The following is a 25,431-nucleotide window of genomic DNA, read 5'->3' as shown; positions in this document are numbered from 1 at the left end:
TGCCTGAAAACGCCCGGCCGAATGACGGCTTCGCCCTGTTCACTGACCGAAACGTCGTCGCGATGCGCGTCAACGGCGATCTCAAGGATCTCGCCACGACCGTCACCGACACCGACGAGGTCGAAGCGGTCACGATCGACAGCGCGGACGGGTTGAACATCCTCCGCCACTCCGCGGCCCACGTGCTCGCGCAAGCCGTGCAGCGGATCAACCCGCAGGCGAACCTCGGTATCGGCCCGCCCATCACCGACGGCTTCTACTACGACTTCGGTGTCGAGACTCCGTTCACGCCCGAGGACATCAAGGCCATCTCGAAGGAGATGCAGCGCATCGTCCGCGAGGGCCAGCGATTCGTCCGCCGTGTGGTGACCGACGACGAGGCTCGCGCCGAGCTCGCGAACGAGCCGTTCAAGCTCGAGCTCATCGGGCTCAAGGGCCCGGGCAAGGAGGTCGCCGAAGGCGCCTCGGTCGAGGTCGGCGAGGGCGAGCTGACGATCTACGACAACACGACGCGTGACGGCGAGGTCGTCTGGAAGGACCTCTGCCGCGGACCGCACCTGCCGAACACCCGCATGATCGGCAACGGCTGGGACCTCACCCGCATCGCGGCCGCGTACTGGCGTGGCAGCGAGAAGAACCCGCAGCTGCAGCGCATCTACGGCACGGCATGGCCGACGAAGGATGAGCTGCGCGCCTACCAGCACCGTCTCGAGGAGGCAGCCAAGCGCGACCACCGGCGCCTCGGCAAGGAACTCGACCTGTTCTCGTTCCCCGAGGAGATCGGCTCCGGCCTCTCGGTCTGGCACCCTCGTGGCGGCGTGATCCGCGGCGAGATGGAGCAGCACGCTCGCAAGCGCCACATCGAGGGCGGCTACACCTACGTGTACACGCCGCACATCTCCAAGGAAGACCTCTTCCTCACCTCGAACCACCTCGTCACGTACAAGGACGGCATGTTCCCGCCGATCGTGATGGACGAGGAGCGCGACGACGAGGGCAACATCACCAAGCAGGGCCAGGACTACTACCTGAAGCCGATGAACTGCCCGATGCACATCCTGATCTACAAGGAGCGCGCGCGCAGCTACCGTGATCTGCCGCTGCGCTTCGCGGAGAACGGCACGGTCTATCGCAACGAGCTCTCCGGCGCGCTGCACGGCCTCACACGTGTGCGGGGCTTCACTCAAGACGATTCGCACCTCTTCGTCACGCCCGACCAGCTCGAGGCCGAGGTCAGCAAGGTCCTCGAGTTCATCCTCTCGATGCTTCGCGACTTCGGTCTGACCGATTTCGAGCTCGAGCTGTCGATGAAGGACGACGAGAAGTCGAAGTGGATCGGCTCCGACGAGTTCTGGGAGTCGTCCACCGATGCGCTGCGCCGCGTCGCCGTCGCCTCCGGCCTCAAGCTGACCGAGGTCCCCGGTGAGGCCGCGTTCTACGGTCCGAAGATCGACCTCAAGACGCGCGATGCGATCGGCCGCACCTGGCAGCTCTCGACCGTGCAGGTCGACCCGAACCTGCCGGAGCGCTTCGACCTCGAATTCATGGACAAGGACGGGCAGAAGAAGCGCCCGATCATGATCCACCGCGCGCTGTTCGGCTCTATCGAGCGGTTCTTCGCGATCCTGCTCGAGCACTACGCGGGTGACTTCCCGGTGTGGCTGTCTCCGGTGCAGGTCGTGGGTATCCCGGTCGCCGACGACTTCGCCGACTACCTGGGCGGCGTCGTCGACACACTGCGCTCCCAGGGCGTGCGTGCCGAGCTCGACACGTCTGACGACCGCATGCAGAAGAAGATCCGCACGCACACGACCGGCAAGGTGCCGCTGCTGCTGATCGCGGGGGAGAAGGACCGCGACGCGGGCACCGTCTCGTTCCGCTACCGCGACGGCGCGCAGGAGAACGGTGTGCCGATCGCAGACGCCGTGGCCCGTATCCGTGCCGCCATCGACTCCCACGCCCTCGTGCATACAGCGGGGGACCTGGCGTGACCGACGGGGCGCAGCCGCTGGAGGATGCCGGACTCCTCGCCGGGGTTCCGGACGAGTTCCAGCGGCTGTGGACCCCGCACCGGATGGCGTACATCCAAGCCGGACCTGAGCCGTTGCGTGAGGAGTGCCCGTTCTGCGAGGCGCCGAGGTTCCCTGATGCTGAACGGCTCGTGGTGGCTCGTGGCGAGACGGCCTACGTGCTGCTGAACCTCTTCCCGTACAACTCCGGACATCTCCTCGTGTGTCCATACCGCCACATCGGCACGTATGACCAGGCGACTCCCGAGGAGGTCGCCGAGATAGGCGCGCTGACGCAGACCGCGATGCGGGTTCTGCGGGAGGTGTCACGCTGCGACGGCTTCAACCTGGGCATGAATCAGGGCGCCGTGGCAGGGGCCGGTGTCGACGCCCACCTGCATCAGCACGTGGTGCCGCGGTGGACGTCGGACGCGAACTTCTTCCCGATCATCGCGAAGACCAAGGCGCTCCCGCAGCTCCTCGGCGAGGTGCGCGACGCCGTGGCCGACGCCTGGCCGCAGCCGCTCGCCTGACCTCGGTGCTGAACGATGACCTTCTCCCTGCGACGCAGTGCGTCCGTTGTCCTTCTCGGCCTCGTCGCCTCCCTCACCGTCTCGCTCGTCGCCTGCACGCCGCAGCCGACCCCCGAGCCCACCCCGACGCCGACCAGCGCGGAGGACGAGGGGCGTGCGTTCTACCTCGCCCAGGGCTATGCAGAAGGCGAGGGACGACTCACGCCGAAGACGCCACAGCAGCAGCAACTGGTGGACGAGGTGATCGAGAGCGGCGTCTGGGCGGGCATCCCTGACGACGATGTCGCGTGGATGAGCCTCGAACTCACGATCGACGCCTGCCTGGTGGCGATCGAGAACGAACATCGTGTCGATGCTGATCTGGTGAGCGCGCACATCGATTCCTCGAACATCCTTCGCACGTGGTCGGATGCGTTCGAGGAGAGCGATCCCGGTCTGCCGTTCATGCTCGGTGGACTCGCGATCTCCGGGATGCAATACCTCTGCCCTGACGACTATCCCGACTGGATCGCCGCGTATCGAGAGCTCCCGATCCCGTCCGGGTGAGCCAGGTCGGCCCACCCGATAGGAGGCTCAGCGCACCTGACGGGCCGTGAACTGCATCTGCGGGTTCGCGTAGAACTCCTGGGCTTCGACGAGCTGCAGCTCCCGCTCACCGGAATCCAGCGTGGCCTTGAGCAGGTCGTACACGCTGGAGGCCGTGCGCTCGAGAGCGATCTTCGCACTGCCGGTCTCGACATAGTGCGCGGTGAACAGTGCGGCGGTCACATCGCCGGAGCCGTTCGCCTTCATCGGCAGGTGCGGCGTCTGCACGACCCAGGCACCCTGGTCGTCGGCGGCGAGCATCTCGATGGTGCCCTCTTCGCGGTCGGGACGCTCGACGCTCGTGACGAGCACCGTGCGCGGACCCATCGCGTGCGCGAGGTCGACCGAGGCCAGAGTCGACTCCAGCGTGTCCGGCTCGGTGTCGGTGAGGAAGCCGAGCTCGAACTGGTTCGGCGTGATGATGTCGGCCACCGGCACGACGCGCTCTCGCAGCAGCACCGGGATGGCGGGGGCGACGAAGCATCCGGACTTCGCGTTGCCCATGACCGGGTCGCACGCGTACACGGCGTTCGGGTTCGCGGCCTTCACGCGTGCGACGGCGTCGATGATCACGTCACCGATGCCCTCTCCGCCCTGGTAGCCGCTGAGGAGGGCATCGATCTGGCCGAACACGCCGCGCTCCTCGATGCCGGTGATGACCTCGCGCACGTCATCGGGGGCGATCAGCGGCCCACGCCAGGCGCCGTAGCCGGTGTGATTGGAGAAGTTCACGGTGTAGACCGGGAGCACCTCGACGCCGATGCGTTGCAGCGGGAACACTGCGGCGGAGTTGCCGACGTGCCCGTAGGCGACGGCTGACTGGATGGAGAGGATCTTCATTCCCCGGCTCTTTCGTTCAGGGCGGGCCGGTGCCCGCGACGGATGGTCATCGCCCGGCGGCGACGAGGTCTGCGACGAGGGATTCGGCCTCATCGTCGGAGAGATCGTGCACGGTCAGGCGCAGGTGGTGCGACGGCTCTGCCTTCTCGTCGAGTGCGAAGTCGTCACCGGTGCGGGCGAGCCATCCGCGCCGCATCAGGCGATCGGCGACGGTGCGTGCCGACTGGGGGAACTCGACCCACAGGCTCATGCCGTCAGACACGGTCGCATCGATGCCGTTCGCCCGCAGCCGCGCGGCGAACGAGGCGTTCCGCTCCGCATAGTGCGACGCAGCAGCTGCGACCTCGGCCATCACGGTCTCGTCGGTCAGCTGTGTGAGTGCGAGGCGCTGCAGCAGGTGGCTCACCCACGTGGTGCCGGGGCTCAGCCGCATCGCGAGGCGTTCTGCGGTCTCGGTATCAGTCGCTGCGATCGCGACGCACATGTCGGGCCCCAGGAACTTCGACACCGACCGCACGAGCGCGAAGCGGCGGTGAGCGGGTCCGATGAGCGACTCGTAGCGGCGCTGCGACAGCATCGAGAAGTGGTCGTCCTCGATGATCAGCACGTAGGGGTGGTCGGCGAGCACGGCGCGGAGCGCTGCTGCTCGTGACTCGGTGAGGCTCGCGCCGGTTGGGTTCTGCGCGCGAGGAGTGCAGATGATCGCCCTGACGCCGGCATCCAGCGCGGCACGGAGGCCGTCTACCGTCATGCCCTCGTCGTCGACCGGCACCGGAACCGCGCGGTATCCGCCGAGGCGCACGGTGTGGATGCTCGCCAGGAAGCACGGGTCTTCGAGCGCCACCGCGTCATCGCGCATCAGAGCTTGAGCGAGCAGTCGTTCGACCGCATCGACGGCCCCACTCGTGATGGTGATGCGGAAGTCGACGTCTCCGAGATCGGCGGAGATCCACTGCCGCGCCCATTCGTCGAGGCCTCGGTCGATCACCGGCTCGCCGTAGAGCACGGGGCGCGAGGCGATGGTCATCAGCGCCGGAGCCGGGTCGGGGATGAGCCGGGGATCGGGGTTGCCCGTGCCGATGTCGCGCAGCACGGTGTCGGGCGCGTAGCCCTCCTGTGCCACCGACTCGAGACCGGCGACGACCGTTCCGGCGCGGCCGCGTGAGATCACGAGGCCGGCCTGTGCGAGTTGGCGGTAGGCGGCGACAGCGGTGTTCCGGTTCACCCCGAGAGTCGCTGCGAGCTCTCGCACCGGCGGCAGAACGCGCCCGGCCTGGAGGATTCCGCGGTCGCGCAACGAGCGCACGCTGTCGGCGATGTCCGATGCGGTGGTGCCTGTGATCTGGTCGCTCATGGTCCTCCTCAGTGATTCTAGGTCGAATCGGACAGTGCTATGTTTGACATAGATCAAACCCGACTTTGGTGCATCCGACAGGAGTTCCCCATGACCGAGCAGACCACCACCGGATCGTCGCGCGTCAAGCGCGGCCTCGCCGAGATGCTCAAGGGCGGCGTCATCATGGACGTCGTCACGGCAGAGCAGGCGAAGATCGCCGAAGACGCCGGCGCCGTCGCCGTCATGGCGCTCGAGCGGGTCCCGGCAGACATCCGCGCTCAGGGCGGCGTCTCGCGCATGAGCGACCCCGACATGATCGACAGCATCATCGACACGGTCTCGATCCCGGTGATGGCGAAGGCGCGAATCGGACACTTCGTCGAGGCGCAGATCCTTCAGGAGCTCGGCGTCGACTACATCGACGAGTCCGAGGTGCTCTCGCCAGCCGACTACGTGAACCACATCGACAAGTTCGACTTCAAGGTGCCGTTCGTGTGCGGCGCCACCAACCTCGGCGAGGCGCTCCGTCGTATCAACGAGGGTGCGGCGATGATCCGCTCCAAGGGCGAGGCCGGCACCGGTGACGTCTCCGAGGCGATGAAGCACATCCGCAAGATCCGCGGCGAGATCGCTGCTCTCACCGCGCTGCCCAAGGACGAGCTGTTCGTCGCGGCCAAAGAGCTGCAGGCGCCGTACGAGCTGGTCGCGGAGATCGCGCAGACCGGCAAGCTTCCTGTCGTGCTGTTCGTCGCCGGTGGCGTCGCGACGCCCGCGGATGCTGCGATGATGATGCAGCTCGGCGCCGACGGCGTGTTCGTGGGCTCCGGCATCTTCAAGTCGGGCAACCCGGTCGAGCGCGCGAAGGCGATCGTCAAGGCGACCACGTTCTACGACGATGCGAAGGTCGTCGCCGAGGCCTCGCGCGGTCTCGGCGAGGCGATGGTCGGCATCAACGTCTCCGATCTCCCCGCACCGCACCGCCTCGCCGAGCGTGGCTGGTAACTCCCGGGTCGGCGTCCTCGCGCTGCAGGGCGACGTGCGTGAGCATGCCGCCCTGCTCGCCGGACTCGGAGCCGACGTGGTTCTCGTGCGTCGCCCCGACGAGCTCGCGTCGGTCGACGGCCTCGTGATCCCGGGGGGAGAATCGAGCGTCATAGACAAGCTGTCCCGCATCTTCGGCATGCAGTCGCCCATCCGTGCGGCGATCGCCGCAGGGCTTCCCGTGCTCGGCACCTGCGCGGGGTTGATCATGTTGGCCGATGACATCGTGGACGCGATCGAAGGACAGGAATCGTTCGGTGGACTCGACGTCGTCGTGCGCCGCAATGCCTTCGGCCGGCAGGTCGAGTCGTTCGAGGCTGAGCTCGACGTTCCCGCCTTCGGTGGTGAGCGCGTCTCGGCGGCCTTCATCCGCGGCCCGGTGGTCGAATCGGTGGGGCCTCACGCCGAGGTGTTGGCGACCCTGCCCGACGGTCGCGTGGTCGCCGTGGAGCAGGGAAATCTGCTCGGGCTGAGCTTCCACCCCGAGATCACGGGGGAGAAGCGCTTCCACGAGCGCTTCCTCGCACGGGTGGAAGCGCGTCATCGAATGACGGCACCGCAGGGCGCGTAGTCAGAGCAGTGTGGCGAGCCAGCGCAGTGCCGGAACCGCCTGTGCGCGCTGGAAGGCGCGAAGGCCGGGAAGCTGCGGTATCTCGGGCTGAGCCTGCTGATACCAGAGGAATGACGCGAAGGCGGAGATCACCGGCAACAGTTCGCCCTGAGATGGTGCACCGTGCTCTTCGAAGACGGCCCACGCTTCTTCGCAAGACGGTCCGCCCGACGCCTCGATGCTCGGCAGCAGACAGGGCAGGTCTATCCAGGCGGTGCCCTTCCGCGCATGCGGCCAGTCCAACAGGTGCGCTCGCCCCTCGCTGATGAGGATGTTGTCGGCGCGCACGTCGTCGTGAACGATGACGTCGCCGTGCAGCGCGTCGCGGAAGTTCTCTTCGATGCGCAGGAGCTGCGGCATATGCGCTGACAGGCTGTGGGGGAGTGCATCGAGAAGGTGTGGATCCGCCGCGATCTCGGTCCAACGAGTGAAGCCCGGGATCATGCGGTCTTCTGCTCGAGGCATCTCCGACGGCGCCGCGGTGGTCGACAGCGTTCGGAGCGCCTGCGCCACGGCGTGCAGGTCGGCGGTGGTCCACGGCTGGCCCGGGTGGTGCCCGTCGATCGCCTCGATCACGAGTGCGGTGCCTGTCGCGTCGTCGATGGCGGCCAGGAGCCGCGGGGCGATGATGGATGGCAGGTGCGCGAGCGTGCGCATCTCCTCCCTGAGGAAGTGCAACGAGTCCGTGTGCCAGTCGGCGGCGCAAGCCTTTACGAAAACCCGGCCGACCGTCGTCGTCACGACGCCCGCGTAGGACGCGCTGAATCCGCCGTGCGCAGGTTCGTCCTTCACGAACTCACCTCCGATCGCTCCGACGATCTGTGCGCGGAGGGAAGAGGGAAGGGTCGTCCAGGCGGGACGGAGACGGTCCGCTCCTGCGTTCATCGCGCTGCGCCCTCGGCGTCCTCACCGTTCCGCCGGTGGGAGAGCAGCCAGTCGTAGAACGCGGGGTTATCGTACGTCTCGGTCCAGGAGTCGTGACCGACGCCCGCATATCGGGTGAACCGCACATCGGCGTCGAGAGACCGGAGCTCGGTAACGATCTGCTCCGTTGCGGAGATCGGCACGACGTCATCGGCGTCGCCATGGAAAGCCCAGACCGGCAGGCCGCGGATCGGCGCAGCGCTCTGCATCCACAGTCCGCCGCAGATCGGAGCGATCGCGGAGAACCGATCGGGGTAGCGCACCGCGAGGCTCCAGGTCCCGAATCCGCCCATGCTGAGTCCGGTCACCGATACGCGGGCCGGATCGATGCGATGCGCCGTGATGACCTCGTCGAGCAGCACGGACAACGTCGAGAGCTCGGCGACCCATTGACTCGACTCGGAGCACTGGGGTGTGACGAGGATGAAGGGGAACTCGCGGCCAGCATCCGCCAGCCTCGGCGGCCCGTGCACGGCGGCGAGATCGAGGTCGGAACCTCGTTCGCCGGCACCGTGCAGGAACAGTACTACGGGCCAGAGCCTGCCCGGATCAGCGTCGTAGTCGTCCGGCAGATGGATCAGATATCGCAGGGTATCGGCCGGTGTCTGCTCGTCGTCGCGCACGTCCGACGAGCGAAGGGCAGGAGTGATGTGTCGCGATCGGCGCATGCATCCATCCTGCTGCACTTGCGCCGTTCGTTAGACTGGACGACGCGCTGAGTGCGAGCTCACGCGGATACGACGAGCGGAGACTTATGTCCGGGCATTCCAAGTGGGCGACCACGAAGCACAAGAAGGCCATCATCGACTCGCGGCGCGCGAAGTCCTGGGCCAAGCTGATCAAGAACATCGAGGTTGCGGCGAAGCTCGGCGGACCAGACCTCGTCGGCAACCCGACACTCTTCGATGCCGTTCAGAAGGCCAAGAAGACCTCGGTCCCCAAGGACAACATCGACCGCGCAGTGAAGCGCGGTGCCGGCATCGGCGGCGAGGTCGTCGAGTACACCTCGATCATGTACGAAGGCTACGGACCCAACGGCGTCGCGCTCATGATCGAGTGTCTGACCGACAACAAGAACCGCGCGGCCGCTGAGGTTCGTACGGCGCTCAGCCGCAACGGTGGGACGCTCGCCGACCCGGGCAGCGTCGCCTACAACTTCAGCCGCAAGGGTGTCATCGTCGTCGGCTCCGATGGCACGACTGAGGACGACGTCATGATGGCGGCGCTCGAGGCGGGCGCAGAGGAGATCGAGCCGCACGCCGAGGGCTTCGAGGTCATCACCGAGGCGACAGACCTGGTTGCGGTGCGCAGCGCGCTGCAGGAAGCCGGGATCGACTACGAATCGGCCGACGTCGAGTTCGTGCCGAACCTCAAGGTCGAGATCGACGCAGACACCGCCCGCAAGATCTTCCGTCTGATCGACGCTCTGGAAGACAGCGAAGATGTGCAGAACGTGTTCACGAACTTCGATCTGACCGCCGAGGTGCAGGCGGAGCTCGAGAACGACGAGGCCTAGGCGCGCCGGAAGGCCGGTGTCGGTTCCGCCGCCTAGCCTGGGGGAGTGACCTCCACCCTGCGCGTGCTCGGCATCGACCCCGGGCTCACCCGCTGCGGCGTCGGCGTCGTCGACGTTGACGGCTCGCGCCGCGGCACGCTCGTGCACGTCGGGGTGATCAGGTCGTCGCCGGATGCCGAGATCGGCGATCGTCTCGCGATCGTCGCCGCTGGCATCCGCGCCGTGATCGCTGAGCATCGTCCGGATGCGGTGGCTGTGGAGCGCGTGTTCGCTCAGCAGAACACGCACTCGGTCATGGGAACGGCCCAGGCCAGCGGCGTCGCGCTGCTGATCGCCTCCGAGTCCGGCCTGCCCGCTGCGACCCACACTCCGAGCGAGGTCAAGGCGGCTGTCACGGGATACGGCGCAGCCGACAAGCGTCAGGTGCAGACCATGATCGCGCGCATCCTGCGCCTCGACGAGCTTCCACAGCCCGCTGACGCCGCTGACGCCCTGGCCATCGCCCTCTGCCATGCGTGGCGCAGAGGAGGGCCCTCCGCTTCCGGCCAGGGGGCACTGACTCCGGCGCAGCGCGCCTGGGCCGCCGCGGAGAAGCGTGTCGCTCGAACATAGATACGAGCGACGCCGTAGGCTGAGAAGATGATCTCCTCTCTGCACGGTGTCGTCCTGCATGCGACATCCGATCAGGTCGTCATCGACGTGGGCGGAGTCGGGTTCGCCGTCGCCGTCCCCGCTGACGTCGCGCACACGGCGACGGTGGGGGAGAAGCTCCTCCTGCACACGAGCCTCATCGTCCGCGAAGACTCGTTGTCGCTGTTCGGATTCGCCGACCGCGGCGAGCTGGAGATCTTCGGTCTGCTGATCAGCGTCACGGGCGTCGGTCCGAAGTCGGCGCTGGGGGTGCTCTCGCACCTCACAGGTGATCAGATCGCCGAAGCGGTCACGGCAGAAGACGACGCTCCCTTCCGGCGCGTGTCCGGCATCGGCCCCAAGACCGCGAAGCTCATCGTGCTCCAGCTCACCGGCAAGGTGCAGGCTTTCGCCGCACCGTCGAAGCCGATCGCCGCAGGCGGCACCGACGTCGTGTCGCAGGTCGCAGCGGCGCTGGTCGGCCTCGGCTGGTCGGAGAAGGTCGCTGTCGAGGCGGCATCGCAGACCGCGGCCGAAGCGACGGAGGGCGAGCGCGCATCGGTCGCCTCGCTCCTGCGCCGCACGCTCGCCCTTCTCGGGCCGGCGCAGGGAGGCCAGGCCCGTGTCTGACCCCCTCGACGCCGCCGAGCCCTCCGACGAGACCGAACTCGCGATCGAAGGCGCCCTGCGGCCCACCAGCCTGGGTGAATTCGTCGGACAGCAGAAGGTCCGCGGACAGTTGCAGCTGCTGCTCGAAGCCGCACGCATCCAGAGCCGGCCCGCCGACCACATCCTGTTGGCGGGGCCTCCTGGTCTCGGGAAGACCACGCTCGCGATGATCGTGGCGCATGAGAGTGAGCGTCCGCTCCGACTCTCCAGTGGCCCGGCGATTCAGCACGCCGGAGATCTCGCCGCCCTCCTGTCCAGCCTGGTGCCGGGCGAAGTCCTCTTCATCGATGAGATCCACCGCATGGCGCGCTCCGCGGAGGAGATGCTCTACCTCGCGATGGAGGACTACCGCATCGACATCATGGTGGGCAAGGGCGCCGGCGCCACGAGCATCCCGCTCGAGCTGTCGCCGTTCACCCTGGTCGGCGCGACAACGCGTTCCGGTCTGTTGCCGAACCCGCTGCGCGATCGCTTCGGGTTCACCGGACACCTGGAGTTCTACGATGAGCCCGAACTGGAGCAGGTGATCGCACGTTCGGCCGCCGTCCTCGGCGTCGACCTCCCGAGGGACTCTCTCTCCGAGATCGCGCGTCGCTCTCGCGGCACACCCCGTATCGCGAATCGTCTGCTTCGTCGGGTGCGCGACTATGCGCTCGTGCACACCAACGGCGTGGCGACCATCCACGAAGTCCGGGCGGCGCTGGAGCTCTACGACGTCGATCCGATCGGCCTCGACCGGCTGGATCGCGCGGTTCTCGAAGCGCTCGTCCGCCGTTTCCGCGGCGGACCGGTCGGCCTCAGCACGCTCGCCGTCGCCGTCGGCGAGGAGGCTGAGACCGTGGAGAGTGTCGTCGAGCCGTATCTCGTTCGCATCGGGTTCCTCGGACGCACTCCGCGTGGTCGCGTGGCGATGCCGGAGGCGTACGCGCATCTGGGCGTGGCGCATCCGGACGGGATGCTTAAGTTGAATGACCTATAATCACTGAAGACTTCCCGGTTACCTTCGCGCGCCCAAAGGCTGGAGCGTGCACCTGAGAAAGGCGCTTCCCCCATGCCCATGGAATTTCTCCTCTTCGGTCTTCTTGCCGTCCTCCTGGTCTTCATGATCTTCAACACGCGCAAGCGGACGAAGGCGATGAAGGCGGAGCAGGAGGAGAAGGCGACCAAGACGGTCCCCGGCGCCAAGGTGCTCCTGCAGGGCGGCATCTACGGGACGATCGTCTCGTACGACCCCGAGGACCTCGACACCCCGGCCCTCGTCGAGATCGCTCCCGGCACCATCATCGACGTCCACAGCCAGGCCATCCTGCGCGTCGTCGAGCCCAAGGACGCCATCGTCGAGTCGCCCGTAGACGAGATCGAGGAGCCGGCTGCTGATGCGTCGATCGCTCCCGAGGTCGAGACCCCCGAGGAGACGCGCGCCCGTCTCGAGCGCGACGCCGACGACAAGTAAGTCCGCGGCCGGCGCGGCCTCTCGGATCTCCGTCCTCCCAGAAAGCTGAACACACGTGGCTTCATCCTCTCCTGTCCGTCATGCCTGGCGGGTCCTTCTCGGCCTGCTCCTCGTGACGGGCGTGCTCTTCGGCATCAACGCCATGGGTGTTTACGTCTTCAAGGACAGCAACGGGGAAGCGGCCAGCTCCTGGTCGCCTGAGCTCGCGCTCGACCTCCAGGGCGGCACGCAGATAGTCCTGAGCGCCGAGACGGAGGATGGGGCTGCTCCCTCCTCCGAGCAGCTCGACCAGGCCGCCGCGATCATCCGCCAGCGTGTCGACGCGTCCGGTGTCGCCGAGGCCGACATCACGACCGAGGGCGGACAGAACATCGTCGTCCAGATTCCGGGTGAGGCCGACGCGCAGACGCGGGAGCGGATCCAGTCCAGCGCTCAGCTCGAGTTCCGTCCCGTGCTCTACACGACGGCGGCGACCAACGAGTTCGTCGGCGAAGACGGAAACTCCACGCCGTACCCCAGCCCGGACCCGGGCCTGAACTCGACGCCGACGGCTGAGCCGACCGACGCGAGCGACCTCTCCTGGGTCACCGACAAGCTGGCTGCAGAGTTCCAGGCATACGACTGCGCGAACCCCGACAACGACGCCGCGAAGGCGCCGAAGGACCAGCCGCTCATCGCGTGCTCGGCCGACGGCTCCGCGAAGTACATCCTCGGACCGGCTGAGCTCGACGGCACGGCCGTCACGGATGCCTCGGCCGGCCGCGACCCGAAGTCGGGAGCATGGCTCGTCCAGCTCACGATGAACGCGGACGGCGCTGACGCGTTCGGCAAGGTCAGCACGCGTCTGAACCAGAACCGCCTCGACAACCTGTCGCCTCGCGATCAGTTCGCCTTCGTCCTCGACGGCAACGTGATCAGCGCGCCGCGGATGAACGGTCAGATCCTCGACGGCAAGCCGAGCATCTCGGGCAGCTTCACGCAGGAGAGCGCGACGACTCTCGCCGATCAGCTCAAGTTCGGTGCCCTGCCCCTCAGCTTCACGGTTCAGAGCTCCGACACGATCTCCGCGACCCTGGGTACGCAGCAGCTACAGATCGGTCTGATCGCCGGTCTCATCGGTCTCGCGCTGGTGGCGATCTACTCGCTCATCGTCTACCGCGCGCTCGGGTCGGTGATCATCGCGTCGATCGCGGTAATGGCGATCCTGACCTACATCATCATCTGCATCCTGGCCTGGCGCATCGGTTTCCGCCTCTCGCTCGCCGGTGTCGCCGGTCTGATCGTCTCCATCGGCTTCACAGCCGACTCGTTCATCGTCTACTTCGAACGAATACGAGACGAACTCCGCGACGGGAAATCCATCACCGCTGCGGTCGAGGACGGCTGGGGGCGCGCGAAGCGCACGATCTACATCTCGAAGTCGATCAACATCCTGGCAGCGCTGGTCCTCTACATCCTGGCCGACGCCACTGTGAAGGGCTTCGCGTTCACGCTCGGACTCACCACCCTCATCGACGTGTTCATCTTCGTGATCTTCACCCACCCCGTGATGCAGCTGCTCGCGCGGACACGATTCTTCGGTGGCGGCCACAAGCTGTCCGGGCTCGATCCCGAAGCACTGGGAGCCGTGTACCGCAGCCGTTCGCAGTACCGCGAAGTGACCACTGCGACCGCCGGCCGCGGCGCGAAGAACGCCCGCTCCCGCGGTGAGGCGGATCGCAGACAGACCATTGCGGAACGCAAGCGCGCCGAGGCCCTCACCACGGGCGAGAAACCCACCAACGCCGGAAGTGAGGGAGACGCCTGATGCCTTCCATGAATGAGTTCGGCAACAACCTCTACTCGGGCAAGACGTCCTTCCCGTTCGTCGGCAAGCGTCGTCTGTGGTTCATCATCGCGATCGTGCTCGTCGTCGGTTCGGCACTCGTGCCGCTCATCCGCCCGATCCAGTTCTCGATCGAATTCACCGGTGGTTCGCAGTTCACGGTGCAGGCACCGGACAGCGTCGAGCAGGACACTGCGACCACTGCCGTGCAGTCCGTCGTGCCGGGGGCCGCCACCAAGGTGGTCGTCGTCAGCGGCAAGGACGTCCGTGTCCAGACCGACCAGATGAGCGCCGAAGAGACGCAGCAGGTCGCCGACGCGCTGGCCGAGGCCTACGAGGTCGAGCCGTCGGCTGTCACCTCGTCGTTCATCGGCCCAGCCTGGGGTGAGAACGTCACGAAGCAGTCCCTGTGGGGTCTCGCGATCTTCCTGGCGCTCACCTTCCTGATCCTGGCGATCTACTTCCGCACCTGGAAGATGTCGGCGGCCGCGATCATCGGTCTCCTCGACGTGCTCGTGATCACGGTCGGCGTCTACGCGCTGGCTGGCTTCGAGATCTCTCCCGCGGCCGTGATCGGCTTCCTGACGATCCTCGCGTACTCGCTGTACGACACCACGGTGGTGTTCGACAAGGTTCGAGAGAATACGACCGAGGACGGGGAGAAATCTGCCCGGTTGTTCGGGGAATCGGTGAACCTCGCGGTGAACCAGACTCTCGTCCGCTCGATCAACACATCGGTCGTCGCGGCGCTGCCGGTGGGTGCCGTGCTCTTCATCGGTGCCTTCTGGCTCGGTGCCGAATCGCTCACCGACATCTCGCTGTCGATCTTCGTCGGCATCCTCGTCGCGACGTACTCGACGCTCTTCGTGGCTGCTCCGCTCTACTCGCTGTTCCGCGAGAACGAGCCGCAGCTCAAGGCGCGTGACGCCCGCATCCGCGAGGCCCGCAGCAAGGCGTCCGTCGAGGCCTGACCGGTCTCCGCGGCGGGAGCTCCTCCCGTCCAGCACGCGTAGGATGAATTGATCGGGAGGTGAGTTGATGGCGGAACCGCAGACGTCATCGCAGGGTTCCAGTCTGCGACGGCTGGTTCCTCGCATCTTCTCCCGCGCGTCCCGGATCAACGACCTCGACAACCTGATCCGCACCGTGCGTGCGAATCACCCCAAGGGCGATTTCTCGGTCATCGAGAGGGCCTATGCGGTCGCCAAGGAGAAGCACGAGGGTCAGAAGCGACAGAGCGGCGAGCCGTACATCACGCACCCGCTCGCGGTCGCCCAGATCCTGGCCGAGCTCGGCCTCGGACCACGCGCGATCGCAGCGGCACTGCTGCACGACACGGTCGAGGACACCGGCTATGCCCTGACCGACCTCACCGCCGAGTTCGGTGACGAGGTCGCGATGCTCGTTGACGGCGTCACCAAGCTCGACAAGGTCAAATACGGCGAGAGCGCCCAGGCCGAGACCGTCCGCAAGATGATCGTCGCGATGTCGAAAGACATCCGGGTGCTGTTGATCAAGCTCGCCGACCGTCTCCACAACGCGCGTACCTGGGGCTTCGTGCCGCCCGAGAAGGCGGCCAAGAAGGCCAAGGAGACCCTGGAGATCTACGCGCCGCTGGCGAACCGCCTCGGTATCCAGGCGATCAAGTCCGAGCTCGAAGACCTCTCGTTCGCGGTGCTGCACCCGAAGATCTACAACGAGATCCACAGCCTCATCGCGCAGCGCACCCCGCAGCGTGAGAAGTACCTGAACCAGGTCGTCGAGGAGATCGACGAAGATCTTCGTGATCTCCGCATCCGCGGCAAGGTCGTGGGTCGTCCGAAGCAGCTCTACTCGGTCTATCAGAAGATGGTGGTCCGGGGCCGCGAGTTCGACGACATCTACGACCTGATCGGCATTCGGGTCATCGTGGCCTCTGTGCGTGACTGCTATGCGGTCCTCGGCGCGATCCATGCGCGTTGGACTCCGTTGCCCGGTCGGTTCAAGGACTACATCGCAACCCCGAAGTTCAACCTCTACCAGTCGCTGCACACGACCGTGATCGGTCCGGCCGGTCGCACGGTCGAGATCCAGATCCGCACGCACGAGATGCACCAGCAGGCCGAGTACGGCGTCGCCGCGCACTGGATGTACAAAGAGCGGATGAACGGCGGCAGCAAGACCGAGGTGCGCGCCTCCGATACCGACATGGCCTGGCTCGCGCACATCTCCGACTGGCAGGCAGAGACTGCCGACCCGGGTGAGTTCCTCGAGTCGCTCCGCTTCGAGATCGGCGCGAAAGAGGTCTACGTCTTCACGCCGAAGGGGCGCGTGATCGGACTCCCGTCCGGCGCCACTCCGGTGGACTTCGCCTATGCCGTGCACACCGAGATCGGCCATCGCACGATGGGCGCCAAGGTCAACGGTCGACTCGTGCCACTGGAGTCGGAACTCAAGAGCGGTGATGTGGTCGAGGTATTCACCTCGAAGAATCCCGATGCCGGTCCCAGCCAGGACTGGCTCGGTTTCGTGGCCAGCACTCGAGCCCGCAACAAGATCCGTGGATGGTTCACGAAGGAGCGGCGCGAAGAGGCGATCGAGCAGGGCAAGGAGGCCATCGCCCGCGCGATGCGTCGACAGAACCTGCCGCTGCAGCGCTTGATGAGTCATGACTCGTTCACCGAGGTGGCGAGGGGGATGCACTTCGAAGACGTCTCCGCGCTCTATGCCGCCGTCGGCGAGGGGCACGTCTCCACGCAGTCGGTGTTGGAGAAGGTCACCGCTCTGGTCGCCGCGAACGATCCGACGACTGGTGCCATCGATCTTCCCGGCACCGTCTCGACGCGCGAACCCCGCTCCGGCGACTCCGGGGTGCTCGTGCGCGGCGCGAACGACATCCTGGTGAAGCTCGCGAAGTGCTGCACTCCCGTCCCCGGAGACCAGATCGTCGGATTCGTGACGCGCGGTAGCGGCGTCTCGGTTCACCGCTCGGACTGCGTGAACGTCAAGGCCTTGAGCGCCGAGCAGGACCGGTTCGTCGAAGTATCCTGGGCGCCGACGACGAAGAGCGTGTTCCGCGTGCAGATCCAGGTCGAGGCACTCGACCGCTCAGGACTGCTCTCCGACGTCACGCGAGTGCTGAGCGAGCACCACGTCAACATCCTCTCGGCGACGGTCACCACGACCGATGAGCGACTGGCGCTCAGCAGGTTCGTGTTCGAGATGGGAGACGCCGTTCATCTGGACCGTGTCCTCAATGCCGTGCGACGCATCGATGCCGTCTACGACGTGTACCGCGTCACCTCGTCCTAAACTCGAGCCTCTCCAGCACGGCCAATCCGGCGCGACTTCCGGGGACGCGTCGCATGCCGCGCAACACGGCACCCGCGGCCTCAGGTGCATCGGGGAAGACGATGGCGAGACGGTGCATCCACGTCAGCACACGAGGATCGCGATGCAACGTCGTGGCGAGGTCGAGCATCGTCCGCACCGGCATCGACACCGGGACTCCGCCGATCATCTCGAGGTCGTCAGCCGGCAGCACCGTGTCATGGAAGACCAGTCGCGAGCTGGTTACCGGGCGGATCCGTCGTTCGACGCAGCGCTTCACATGATGCACTGCAGGCGGGGCATCGCCTGCGCCGTGGATCCAGGCGGCGGTCGGGCCTGATGCGGCGGTACCCGGCTGTATGAGCGATGCGATAGTGCTGGCCCTGACATCGGGACTTTCCACCAGGTCGGCGGGGACATACGCGTCGCCCACCTCGACCACATGCCCGTCGATGCGCGCCGCACTCAGCTCCGGTTGACTCAACCGCTCGCCGGGGACATACAGAAACGCGGGGTGCATCACGCCAGTCTGGCGCAGTGCACCCCGCGTCTTCAGCAGTCGCGGATTACCTGTGGAGAACCGATCAGCTGCCGAGGGCGTTCAGCCAGGCGCGGCGAGCCTCGAGGGCGTCGGTCGCGGCCTTGGCGGCCTTCTTGTCGCCCGACTTCTCTGCAGCGGCGACCTCGGCCTCGAGCTTCTCGATGGCCTCGAGCAGCTGCGAGCTCATGTCGTTCGCGCGCGCCTTGGTCTCGGGGTTGTTCTTCTTCCAGTCCACGTCTTCGCGGCCCTTGAGACCCTGCTCGATCGCACGGAGCTTGTCGTCGAGCGCGCGCTCCTTCTCCCGGGGGAAGACACGGCCGAGCTCGTCCCACTGACGCTGGATGCGCGTGAGAAGGGCGCGAGCGCGCTTGATGTTCGACTCGTCCGCGACGGCCTTCGCCTCTTCGAGGAGTGCCTCGCGGGCCTCGATCTTCGGCGCTGACTCGGCTTCCTCGGCGGCGGACTGCTCCGCACGCGCCGCGTAGAGCGCGTCACCGGCAGCCTTGAAGCGTGCCCAGAGAGCATCGTCGGCCTTACGGCCGGCCCGTCCGGATGCCTTCCACTCGTCGAGGAGGTTCCGGTAGGCGGGGATTCCGTCTGTGCCGCGCGGCGCGAGGGCCTCGGCACGCTCGACCAGGCGGGTCTTCGCGTCGCGAGCGGCCTTGTGCACGTCGTCGAGCTCGGAGTAGAACGCGCGGCGCTGCTTGTCGACGACGGCACGTGCATCGCGGAATCGCTTCCAGAGCTGCTGCGAGACGCCCTTCGACAGGCGCGGACCGCTCTGCTGCTGGGCCTGCCAGGTGTCGAACAGCTCACCGAGTTCGGCAGTGACCTGCTTCCACTGGACCTTGCTCAGGTCGCGTGCAGCGATCGCCTCAGCTCGTTCGACAAGGGCGGTGCGCTCGGCGATCGCCTGATCGACGAGTTCCTTGGCCTGCTGAGCTTCCTGCTCCGTCGCCTCGGACAGCGACGACGTGAGAGCCGTGAGTCGGTCGCGCAGTCCCGCCAGGTCACCGACGGCGGCGGCATCCGTGGCTTCGGCCAGCACGTGACCGGCCTGCTTGACGAGGTCGCTGGCCGCCGCTCCGCCGGCCTGGTGGCGCTGCTCGAGCGCGTGCACCTTGAAAGCGATGTCGTCGTACTTGCGCACGAAGTAGGCGAGTGCCTCGTCAGGCGTGCCGTCAGGGTATTGGCCGACGACGCGCCAGGCGTCGCCTTCCTTGACCTCGACGGTGCCGTCTTCGGAGACTCGACCCCATTCGGCCGATGTCGATGAAGAGACCGGTGCGGTCGTGATCGGTGCGACGCTGGCCGGGATCGGCGTTTTGCGTGGCATCGGCTTGGCAGGCGGTGCAGGAACGGGTGGAGTCGGCTTCGAAGGCTCGGTGGCAGACACGTGATTCTCCTTGCGCGGTCGGGCCGCGGGAGGCGGAAGGGACGGTGCTCAGCCTAGTACGCGCCGCGCTTCCGTGCCGGACTGGCCCCCTGCATGTGATCTCACATCACCGTTACCCAGTTGTGAGCAGAACGTTCGATCGGTGTAACACCGAGCGGGCGCTTCACGAAACACCGCGTCCATATCGTCGAGTACACGAACAGAGGAGAGCTCGTGGTGGTTCGGGAGAGCACATCGTCGGATGTCGTAGTGGTGGGCGCCGGGATGGTCGCGCACCGTTTCGTCGAAAGCCTTCGACGGGGTGGGCAAGGCGGTCCGACCGTCACGGTCATCGGCGAGGAGGGGCGAGCGCCCTACGACCGTGTGGGCCTGACCTCGTACTTCACGGGGATGAGCACCGACGACCTCACGCTGGATGAACGTGTGCTCCAGGACCATGGCGTGCGTTTCATCGGCGATGATCGCGTCACCGGAATCGACCGTTCCCGGCGCTCGGTTCGCACGCGCTCTGGATCGGAACACACCTACGGAACGCTGGTCCTCGCGACGGGCTCCTTCGCGATGCGACCGGCCGTCGACGGCGCAGACCTTCCGGGATGCTTCGTCTATCGCACACTCGACGATGTCGCCGCCATCCGCTCCTACGTCGCCCTGCGGACCGTCGCGCTCGGCCGTCCCCTTCGCGGAACGGTCATCGGCGGCGGGCTGCTGGGACTCGAGGCCGCTGGCGCGCTACAGGGGCTCGATGTGCAGTGCTCGGTGGTGCAGTCGTCCGATCGCCTCATGTCCGCCCAGCTCGATCAGGCCGGCGGGGCCATCCTGCGCCGTCTGATCGAGGCAAAGGGCATCGCCGTGCACACCGGAGCGCGCACCACCCGGCTTGATCCTGACGCCTCCGGGGCGGTGGCGGCTTTGCAGTTCCAGGACGGCAGCATGCGCTCGACGGACCTCGTGATCTTCACAGTGGGCGTGCGCCCGCAAGACTCGCTCGCTCGTCTCGCTCAGCTCGCAGTGCATCCGTCGGGCGGAGTGCTCATCGATTCGCGATGCCGCACCGCGGACGAGAACATCCTTGCGATCGGCGAGGTCGCCAGCTTCGACGGCCGGTCGGTCGGGCTGGTGGCCCCCGGGTATGCGATGGCCGAGGTCGCAGCGACTCGCCTGCTAGGTGGTGACGCGACCTTCCCTGGTTACGACGACGCAGCCAAGCTCAAGCTCTCAGGTGTCGATGTCGCGAGCTTCGGTGACGCGATGGCCGCGACCCCGAACGCGTTGGATGTGGTGTATACGGACCCCGTGAACGGCGTTTACAAGAAGCTCGTCCTTTCGGATGACGCCAAGACGCTGCTCGGCGGAATCCTCGTGGGCGATGCGTCGGCGTACGGATCACTCCGTCCGCTCGTGGGGGCGCCGCTGGGTGCGGATCCGGCCGCGTATCTGTTGCCGGCAGGCGGTATGTCGCTCCCGGACAGCGAACTGCCGGACGATGCGGTCGTTTGCTCCTGTTCGAACGTGACGGCCGGACGCATCCGCGCTGCTGTGCACACTGAGGGCTGTGCGGATGCCGCCGCGGTCAAAGCCTGTACCAGAGCGGGTGCGACGTGCGGATCGTGCATGTTCAGCGTCAAGAAGCTCGTCGGCCAGGAGCTGACCAAGCTCGGACAGACGACGTCCGACGCCCTGTGCGAGCACTTCGCGATGTCACGGCGGCAGCTCTTCGACGCGGTGCGGGTCTCCGAGCTCTCGACGTTCAGCTCGATCATCTCGCGCTTCGGCAGCGGACGAGGCTGCGACATTTGCAAGCCCGCACTCGCCAGCATCCTCGCCGTCCTCGTCGGCGCTCATGTGCTTGACGGAGAGAACGCCGCGCTGCAGGACACCAACGATCATGTGATGGCCAACATGCAGAAGGACGGTACCTACTCGGTCGTCCCGCGGATGCCCGGCGGTGAGGTGACCCCGGCCGGGCTCATCGCCATCGGCCACATCGCCGAGACATACGGTCTGTACACGAAGATCACCGGCGGCCAGCGGATCGACATGTTCGGCGCCCGTCTTGAGCAGCTTCCGCAGATCTGGCAGCGGTTGGTCGACGCCGGCTTCGAGTCGGGGCAGGCCTACGGCAAAGCACTGCGCACGGTCAAGTCGTGTGTCGGCTCCACCTGGTGTCGGTACGGGGTCCTGGATGCTGTCGGAATGGCGGTGCGGCTCGAGTTGCGCTACCGCGGGCTGCGTTCACCCCACAAGCTCAAGGTGGGTGTGTCGGGGTGCGCGAGGGAATGCGCCGAGGCGCGGTCCAAGGATGTCGGCGTGATCGCTACCGAGAACGGGTGGAACATGTACGTCGGCGGCAACGGCGGCTTCTCTCCGCGGCATGCGGAGCTGTTGGTCTCCGACCTCGACGATGAAGGTCTCATCCGCGCGATCGACCGCTTCTTCATGTACTACATCCGCACGGCCGACCGCCTGCAGCGCACTGCGGGGTGGTGCACTGAGCTCGACGGGGGACTGGAGGGGCTTCGCGAGGTGATCTTCGACGACTCCCTCGGAATCTGCGACGACCTCGATGCAGCCATGAGCGCGCATGTGGACCGCTACGAGGACGAGTGGGCGGCGACCCTGCGAGATCCGGTGAAGCTGCGTCGGTTCGAGTCGTTCCTGAACGCGACCGACACCCCGGACCCTTCGCTGGCCTATGTGGCCGAAAGAGGTCAGGTGCGCCCTGCCACGGTCGAGGAGCGCGCGGGGGAATCGGTCCTCATCGCCGGCACGACCCTGGAGGTACGACGATGACGCTCACCACCCACACCGCGGACCGGGTGCGCGTGTGCGCCGTGAGCGATCTCGAGGTCGAACGGGGCAGGGCGGCGCTCTTCGGTACTGTCCAGATCGCGCTCTTCCTGCTCGCCGACGGCAGCGTGCACGCCGTGTCGAACCTCGACCCCTACAGCGGCGCGCACGTGATGTCGCGCGGGATCGTCGGCACTCGGGGGGACATCCCGACGCTGGCCTCCCCGATGCACAAGCAGGTGTTCGACCTCCGCACCGGGTCGTGCATCGACACGCAGGGCAAGGATTCCGCGACGTTGCGGGTGTGGAGAGTGGCCGTCGTCGACGGTCAGGTGGAACTGAACATCGAGGAGATCCGATGACCGTGATGCTCGGGGTCGACCTGGACGGACGCGATGTGCTGTTGGTCGGCGGCGGTGCGGTCGCGGCGAAGCGTTTGCGGCGTTTCCTGGCCGAGGGGGCACGGGCGCGGATCGTCGCTCCCGTACTGCACGGTGAGATGGCGCGGCTCGTCGAGGATCATGGACTGGTCTGGCGGTCACGGCGCTTTCGCGGCGCGGATCTCGCCGGTGCCTGGCTCGTCCACGCTGCCACCGGCGATCCGCGAGTGGACCGGGAGGTCGCCGCGCGGTGCGAGCGGAAGCGGATCCTCTGCGTCAATGCCTCGGACGGCGTACACGGATCGGCCAGGCTAACCGCGCAAGCGGAGGTCGGAGATGTAACAGTGGCGGTCACGAGCACGGTCGGCGCGGACCCCCGCAGGTCCGTCGCGGTGCGTGACGCGATCGTCGATCTCGTGGGTGAGGGACGACTGCCTCTTCGCCGTCGACGCGCGGCCCGCAGCGGGCGCGTAGACCTCGTCGGCGGCGGCCCCGGCCCCGCTGACCTCATGACGGTGCGTGCTCGCCGGCTCCTCTCGGAGGCGGACGTGATCGTCACCGATCGGCTGGGACCATCGGCCGAGATCGTCCGCGGACTCGATCCGGACGTCGAGGTGATCGACGTGGGGAAGCACCCAGGGCGGCACCCCGTTCCGCAGGAGGAGATCAACCGGATCATCGTCGCCCGCGCCACCGAGGGGCGGCGCGTCGTCCGCCTCAAGGGTGGCGATCCATTCGTGTTCGGCCGCGGCGGTGAGGAGATGCAGGCGTGCCTGGCCGCGGGGATCCCGGTCGATGTCACCCCGGGCATCTCGAGTGCGATCGCCGTTCCACAGTCTGCGGGAATCCCGGTGACCCACCGGGGTACGGCCGCCGCGTTCCACGTCGTGAACGGCCAGGGCACTCTCGGTGACGGCACACTGGCAGCACTGGCGGACGCCACGGTGACGACGGTCGTGCTGATGGGCGTCGCCGGTCTCGACCGCCTGGTTGCTGCGGCTCTCGCGCGTGGTGTGCCGGCGGGGCGACCGATGGCGTTCGTCGAGAGTGGCCACACGCCGCAGCAACGCACCACTCGCACGACTCTCGGGCACGCGGTCGCCGACGCGCGTGCGATCAGTCTCCGCAACCCGGCGGTCATCGTGATCGGCGAGGTTGCGAGCGCGCGGCTTCTGCTGCCAGCCGACGACACGATCGGGGCTGTCCTGGCGTGACGATCCGTGCTCCGCTCACCCCCATCCTCACCGGATGCACGATCGTCGTGGCCGCGGACCGCCGCGCGGGCGATCTCGTCTCCGCGCTCGAACGCCGTGGAGGCCAGGCCTACCGGGCCCCGGCACTGAGCATCATCCCCAACGAGGACGACGACATCCTAATCGCCCGCACCCGGGATCTCATCGCGGATCCTCCCGACGTGCTGATCGTGACGACAGGGGTGGGTTTTCGTGGCTGGATCGATGCGGCGCACGAGAATGACCTCGCCGAGGCGCTCTCGAGTGCGCTTGCGAAGACGCAGTTCGTCGCGCGAGGTCCCAAAGCGCACGGCGCGATCCAGCAGGCGGGTTTCACGGCCGACTGGGTTGCCGAGTCCGAGACCTCCGCAGAAGTGGGGGAGTACCTCGCCACAGAGCGGGTCGCGGGACGCCGTATCGCGATCCAGCATCATGGCGCAGGTGCCGACGGGCTCGACACGCTGCTGTCGGGTCTCGGAGCGGACGTGGTGAGCCTCACGGTGTATCGATGGGGTCCGCCGCCCGACCCCCAGATCGTGCAGCGCTCCGTCGTGCAGGCGGGCGCGGGTGAGGTGGACGCGGTGCTCTTCACCTCGGCGCCCGGAGCTGCCGAGTGGGTTAGAGCCGCGGCCAGGGCAGATGCCCTCGATGCGATTCGACGCCGTGCCGCATCCGGACGCCTGCTACTCGCAGCGGTGGGACCGATCACAGCAGCGCCGCTGGAGGACGCGCAACTGCAGACGACCCTCGCGGCGCGCGGTCGTCTCGGCTCGCTGGTGCGTTGCGTCGTCGACCACTATGCCTCCGGTGCGGCTCCTCGACTGCGAACGGCTCTCGGCACGATGGAGATGCGCAGCGGCGGGGTCTTCATCGACGAGGCTTTTGTGCCGCTCTCCCGCGCCGGGGCCAGCATCCTCAGTGAACTCTTCGACGCCGCCGGCCGCGTGCTCTCGCGCGAGGAACTCGGCCTCGCGCTGCCCCGCGGCGGGGAGAGCGCACATGCCGTGGAGATGGCCGTCGCCCGGTTGCGGGAGGCGCTGGGTGGGGCCGGGGCGATCCAGACGATCGTCAAGCGCGGCTACCGATTGACTGTGGGGGAACCCCGATGACGACGCTCGTCGCCTGCTCCCATGGCACCGATTCCCCTGACGGCCGTCGTGCGGTCGCGGACATCGTCGATCTCGTCCGGTTGCAGATTCCGGGCACGCGGATCGTCCAGGCTTTCGTCGACGTTCAGGAACCCGAGGTGGGCGAGATCGTCGATCGCGAACGTGCCGACGACGTCGTCGTCGTCGTACCGCTGCTGCTCTCCGTCGGATTCCACACCGCGGTCGACATCGCACGTGCGGTGCACCCCTACGACAACGCCCGGCAGGCAGAGCCGCTGGGCACCCATCCGCTGATCGCCGATGTGCTGCACACCCGCCTGCGAGCGGTTGTGCATGACTGGCTGCCCGGCGACCATGTCGTGCTCGCCGCAGCAGGGTCCAGCAATCCTGCCGCCGTGGCCGATGTCGAGGCTGCAGCCGCGCACCTGCGCGCATTGATCCCCGCACCGGTGACGATCGGATATGCCTCGGCGATCGATCCTCGTATAGCCGACGCCGTGAGTGCGGCGCGCCGGGACGGCGCCACCAGGGTGATCGCCGCGAGCCATGTCCTCGCGCCCGGGTACTTCGCCGGGCTGGTGGAGCGGGCTGGCGCCGATCTGGTCGCCGCCCCTCTCGGCGCGGATCCCCGCATCGCCCAGGTCATCGTCGAGCGCTTCCGCTCCGCCTGAACCGCATCTCGCGCATTCCGCATCGTCGAGAG

Annotated in this window: 24 protein-coding genes; 18 read left to right on the top strand and 6 right to left on the bottom strand. The window is 67.1% G+C overall.

Features of this window, described 5'->3' with window-relative positions:
- The first annotated feature begins 62 nt into the window (after nt 1-62).
- Genes thrS through CQ040_RS02310 form a run of 3 tightly spaced genes read left to right on the top strand, consistent with a single transcriptional unit; the run spans nt 63 to nt 3,088 of the window.
- The gene (gene thrS / locus CQ040_RS02320; RefSeq protein ID WP_219844667.1) at nt 63-1,991 is read left to right on the top strand and encodes a threonine--tRNA ligase; all 1,929 of its coding nucleotides are present in this window, start codon (nt 63-65) and stop codon (nt 1,989-1,991) included.
- Nucleotides 1,988-2,542 (top strand): HIT domain-containing protein, encoded by a 555-nt coding sequence (locus CQ040_RS02315; RefSeq protein ID WP_105525309.1) that lies wholly within the window; start codon nt 1,988-1,990, stop codon nt 2,540-2,542. Before thrS ends, CQ040_RS02315 begins: the two co-directional genes overlap by 4 nt.
- Nucleotides 2,543-2,557: 15 nt before the next feature.
- Nucleotides 2,558-3,088, top strand: a complete 531-nt coding sequence (locus tag CQ040_RS02310) for a hypothetical protein (RefSeq protein WP_105525310.1) — start codon at nt 2,558-2,560, stop codon at nt 3,086-3,088.
- Nucleotides 3,089-3,115: 27 nt separating this feature from the next.
- On the opposite strand, the gene pdxY is transcribed toward CQ040_RS02310, so the two are convergent.
- Together pdxY and CQ040_RS02300 are read right to left on the bottom strand one after the other, a co-directional pair.
- Nucleotides 3,116-3,967, bottom strand: coding sequence for a pyridoxal kinase PdxY (gene pdxY, locus CQ040_RS02305; RefSeq protein ID WP_105525311.1), 852 nt, complete (start codon nt 3,965-3,967; stop codon nt 3,116-3,118).
- Nucleotides 3,968-4,013: 46 nt separating this feature from the next.
- Nucleotides 4,014-5,321, bottom strand: coding sequence for an aminotransferase class I/II-fold pyridoxal phosphate-dependent enzyme (locus CQ040_RS02300; RefSeq protein ID WP_105525312.1), 1,308 nt, complete (start codon nt 5,319-5,321; stop codon nt 4,014-4,016).
- Nucleotides 5,322-5,411: 90 nt separating this feature from the next.
- On the opposite strand from CQ040_RS02300, the gene pdxS reads away from it, so the two are divergent.
- Both pdxS and pdxT read left to right on the top strand, forming a co-directional pair.
- A complete protein-coding gene (pdxS, locus tag CQ040_RS02295; protein ID WP_105525313.1) occupies nt 5,412-6,305 on the top strand; it encodes a pyridoxal 5'-phosphate synthase lyase subunit PdxS in 894 nt (297 codons plus the stop codon).
- Complete coding sequence (gene pdxT, locus CQ040_RS02290; RefSeq protein ID WP_105525314.1) at nt 6,295-6,915, top strand: pyridoxal 5'-phosphate synthase glutaminase subunit PdxT; 621 nt, start codon at nt 6,295-6,297, stop codon at nt 6,913-6,915. Before pdxS ends, pdxT begins: the two co-directional genes overlap by 11 nt.
- On the opposite strand, the gene CQ040_RS02285 is transcribed toward pdxT, so the two are convergent.
- Both CQ040_RS02285 and CQ040_RS02280 read right to left on the bottom strand, forming a co-directional pair.
- The gene (locus CQ040_RS02285) at nt 6,916-7,839 is read right to left on the bottom strand and encodes an aminoglycoside phosphotransferase family protein (protein ID WP_105525315.1); all 924 of its coding nucleotides are present in this window, start codon (nt 7,837-7,839) and stop codon (nt 6,916-6,918) included.
- Nucleotides 7,836-8,546, bottom strand: coding sequence for an alpha/beta hydrolase-fold protein (locus tag CQ040_RS02280; protein ID WP_105525316.1), 711 nt, complete (start codon nt 8,544-8,546; stop codon nt 7,836-7,838). Before CQ040_RS02280 ends, CQ040_RS02285 begins: the two co-directional genes overlap by 4 nt.
- Before the next feature lie 86 nt (nt 8,547-8,632).
- On the opposite strand from CQ040_RS02280, the gene CQ040_RS02275 reads away from it, so the two are divergent.
- From CQ040_RS02275 to CQ040_RS02240, 8 genes are all read left to right on the top strand, one after another.
- A complete protein-coding gene (locus CQ040_RS02275) occupies nt 8,633-9,394 on the top strand; it encodes a YebC/PmpR family DNA-binding transcriptional regulator (RefSeq protein ID WP_028501801.1) in 762 nt (253 codons plus the stop codon).
- Nucleotides 9,395-9,439: 45 nt separating this feature from the next.
- Nucleotides 9,440-10,006, top strand: a complete 567-nt coding sequence (gene ruvC / locus CQ040_RS02270) for a crossover junction endodeoxyribonuclease RuvC (protein WP_105525317.1) — start codon at nt 9,440-9,442, stop codon at nt 10,004-10,006.
- Between the two features lie 27 nt (nt 10,007-10,033).
- On the top strand, nt 10,034-10,654 hold the full coding sequence (gene ruvA / locus CQ040_RS02265; RefSeq protein WP_028501803.1) for a Holliday junction branch migration protein RuvA: 621 nt from the start codon (nt 10,034-10,036) through the stop codon (nt 10,652-10,654).
- Complete coding sequence (ruvB, locus tag CQ040_RS02260) at nt 10,647-11,672, top strand: Holliday junction branch migration DNA helicase RuvB (protein WP_028501804.1); 1,026 nt, start codon at nt 10,647-10,649, stop codon at nt 11,670-11,672. Before ruvA ends, ruvB begins: the two co-directional genes overlap by 8 nt.
- Before the next feature lie 72 nt (nt 11,673-11,744).
- Nucleotides 11,745-12,146 (top strand): preprotein translocase subunit YajC, encoded by a 402-nt coding sequence (gene yajC, locus CQ040_RS02255; RefSeq protein ID WP_374954107.1) that lies wholly within the window; start codon nt 11,745-11,747, stop codon nt 12,144-12,146.
- A gap of 55 nt (nt 12,147-12,201) precedes the next feature.
- Entirely contained in the window at nt 12,202-13,953 is a 1,752-nt protein-coding gene (gene secD / locus CQ040_RS02250) for a protein translocase subunit SecD (RefSeq protein ID WP_105525319.1), read from the top strand.
- Entirely contained in the window at nt 13,953-14,942 is a 990-nt protein-coding gene (gene secF / locus CQ040_RS02245; RefSeq protein ID WP_105525320.1) for a protein translocase subunit SecF, read from the top strand. The genes secD and secF overlap by 1 nt, the downstream gene beginning before the upstream one ends.
- Before the next feature lie 67 nt (nt 14,943-15,009).
- Nucleotides 15,010-17,262, top strand: a complete 2,253-nt coding sequence (locus CQ040_RS02240; protein WP_105525321.1) for a bifunctional (p)ppGpp synthetase/guanosine-3',5'-bis(diphosphate) 3'-pyrophosphohydrolase — start codon at nt 15,010-15,012, stop codon at nt 17,260-17,262.
- Here the strand turns inward: CQ040_RS02240 and CQ040_RS02235 are convergent.
- Nucleotides 17,249-17,800 carry a type IV toxin-antitoxin system AbiEi family antitoxin gene (locus CQ040_RS02235; protein ID WP_105525322.1) on the bottom strand — a complete coding sequence of 184 codons (552 nt, stop codon included), beginning with the start codon at nt 17,798-17,800 and terminating at the stop codon, nt 17,249-17,251. The genes CQ040_RS02240 and CQ040_RS02235 overlap by 14 nt on opposite strands.
- Nucleotides 17,801-17,864: 64 nt before the next feature.
- On the bottom strand, nt 17,865-19,217 hold the full coding sequence (locus CQ040_RS02230) for a DUF349 domain-containing protein (RefSeq protein ID WP_181156676.1): 1,353 nt from the start codon (nt 19,215-19,217) through the stop codon (nt 17,865-17,867).
- Between the two features lie 264 nt (nt 19,218-19,481).
- Here CQ040_RS02230 and nirB point away from each other — a divergent pair, with 264 nt between their 5' ends.
- The 5 genes from nirB to CQ040_RS02205 are packed head-to-tail and all read left to right on the top strand — an operon-like array spanning nt 19,482 to nt 25,399.
- Nucleotides 19,482-22,010 (top strand): nitrite reductase large subunit NirB, encoded by a 2,529-nt coding sequence (gene nirB / locus CQ040_RS02225; RefSeq protein WP_258131217.1) that lies wholly within the window; start codon nt 19,482-19,484, stop codon nt 22,008-22,010.
- Nucleotides 22,007-22,369 (top strand): nitrite reductase small subunit NirD, encoded by a 363-nt coding sequence (gene nirD, locus CQ040_RS02220; protein ID WP_105525324.1) that lies wholly within the window; start codon nt 22,007-22,009, stop codon nt 22,367-22,369. The genes nirB and nirD overlap by 4 nt, the downstream gene beginning before the upstream one ends.
- Entirely contained in the window at nt 22,366-23,601 is a 1,236-nt protein-coding gene (gene cobA / locus CQ040_RS02215) for a uroporphyrinogen-III C-methyltransferase (RefSeq protein ID WP_105525325.1), read from the top strand. The genes nirD and cobA overlap by 4 nt, the downstream gene beginning before the upstream one ends.
- Nucleotides 23,598-24,728, top strand: coding sequence for a uroporphyrinogen-III synthase (locus CQ040_RS02210; protein WP_105525326.1), 1,131 nt, complete (start codon nt 23,598-23,600; stop codon nt 24,726-24,728). Before cobA ends, CQ040_RS02210 begins: the two co-directional genes overlap by 4 nt.
- The gene (locus CQ040_RS02205; RefSeq protein ID WP_105525327.1) at nt 24,725-25,399 is read left to right on the top strand and encodes a sirohydrochlorin chelatase; all 675 of its coding nucleotides are present in this window, start codon (nt 24,725-24,727) and stop codon (nt 25,397-25,399) included. Before CQ040_RS02210 ends, CQ040_RS02205 begins: the two co-directional genes overlap by 4 nt.
- The last annotated feature ends 32 nt before the right edge of the window (nt 25,400-25,431 follow it).

The organism is Microbacterium sp. MYb54 (genome assembly GCF_002979515.1).
In the GTDB taxonomy this organism is placed as follows: domain Bacteria; phylum Actinomycetota; class Actinomycetes; order Actinomycetales; family Microbacteriaceae; genus Microbacterium.
This window is presented reverse-complemented; position numbering and strand designations above follow the sequence as displayed.

Excerpts from the sequence above, each read along its gene's own strand:
- CQ040_RS02310 (WP_105525310.1), top strand. The coding sequence starts at position 2,558 with ATGACCTTCTCCCTGCGACGCAGTGCGTCCGTTGTCCTTCTCGGCCTC.
- CQ040_RS02205 (WP_105525327.1), top strand. The coding sequence starts at position 24,725 with ATGACGACGCTCGTCGCCTGCTCCCATGGCACCGATTCCCCTGACGGC.
- pdxS (WP_105525313.1), top strand. The coding sequence starts at position 5,412 with ATGACCGAGCAGACCACCACCGGATCGTCGCGCGTCAAGCGCGGCCTC.
- ruvA (WP_028501803.1), top strand. The coding sequence starts at position 10,034 with ATGATCTCCTCTCTGCACGGTGTCGTCCTGCATGCGACATCCGATCAG.
- secF (WP_105525320.1), top strand. The coding sequence starts at position 13,953 with ATGCCTTCCATGAATGAGTTCGGCAACAACCTCTACTCGGGCAAGACG.
- nirD (WP_105525324.1), top strand. The coding sequence starts at position 22,007 with ATGACGCTCACCACCCACACCGCGGACCGGGTGCGCGTGTGCGCCGTG.
- CQ040_RS02285 (WP_105525315.1), bottom strand. The coding sequence starts at position 7,839 with ATGAACGCAGGAGCGGACCGTCTCCGTCCCGCCTGGACGACCCTTCCC.
- thrS (WP_219844667.1), top strand. The coding sequence starts at position 63 with ATGCGCGTCAACGGCGATCTCAAGGATCTCGCCACGACCGTCACCGAC.
- CQ040_RS02235 (WP_105525322.1), bottom strand. The coding sequence starts at position 17,800 with ATGCACCCCGCGTTTCTGTATGTCCCCGGCGAGCGGTTGAGTCAACCG.
- CQ040_RS02300 (WP_105525312.1), bottom strand. The coding sequence starts at position 5,321 with ATGAGCGACCAGATCACAGGCACCACCGCATCGGACATCGCCGACAGC.
- cobA (WP_105525325.1), top strand. The coding sequence starts at position 22,366 with ATGACCGTGATGCTCGGGGTCGACCTGGACGGACGCGATGTGCTGTTG.
- CQ040_RS02275 (WP_028501801.1), top strand. The coding sequence starts at position 8,633 with ATGTCCGGGCATTCCAAGTGGGCGACCACGAAGCACAAGAAGGCCATC.
- nirB (WP_258131217.1), top strand. The coding sequence starts at position 19,482 with ATGGTCGCGCACCGTTTCGTCGAAAGCCTTCGACGGGGTGGGCAAGGC.
- yajC (WP_374954107.1), top strand. The coding sequence starts at position 11,745 with ATGCCCATGGAATTTCTCCTCTTCGGTCTTCTTGCCGTCCTCCTGGTC.
- pdxY (WP_105525311.1), bottom strand. The coding sequence starts at position 3,967 with ATGAAGATCCTCTCCATCCAGTCAGCCGTCGCCTACGGGCACGTCGGC.
- CQ040_RS02240 (WP_105525321.1), top strand. The coding sequence starts at position 15,010 with ATGGCGGAACCGCAGACGTCATCGCAGGGTTCCAGTCTGCGACGGCTG.
- CQ040_RS02280 (WP_105525316.1), bottom strand. The coding sequence starts at position 8,546 with ATGCGCCGATCGCGACACATCACTCCTGCCCTTCGCTCGTCGGACGTG.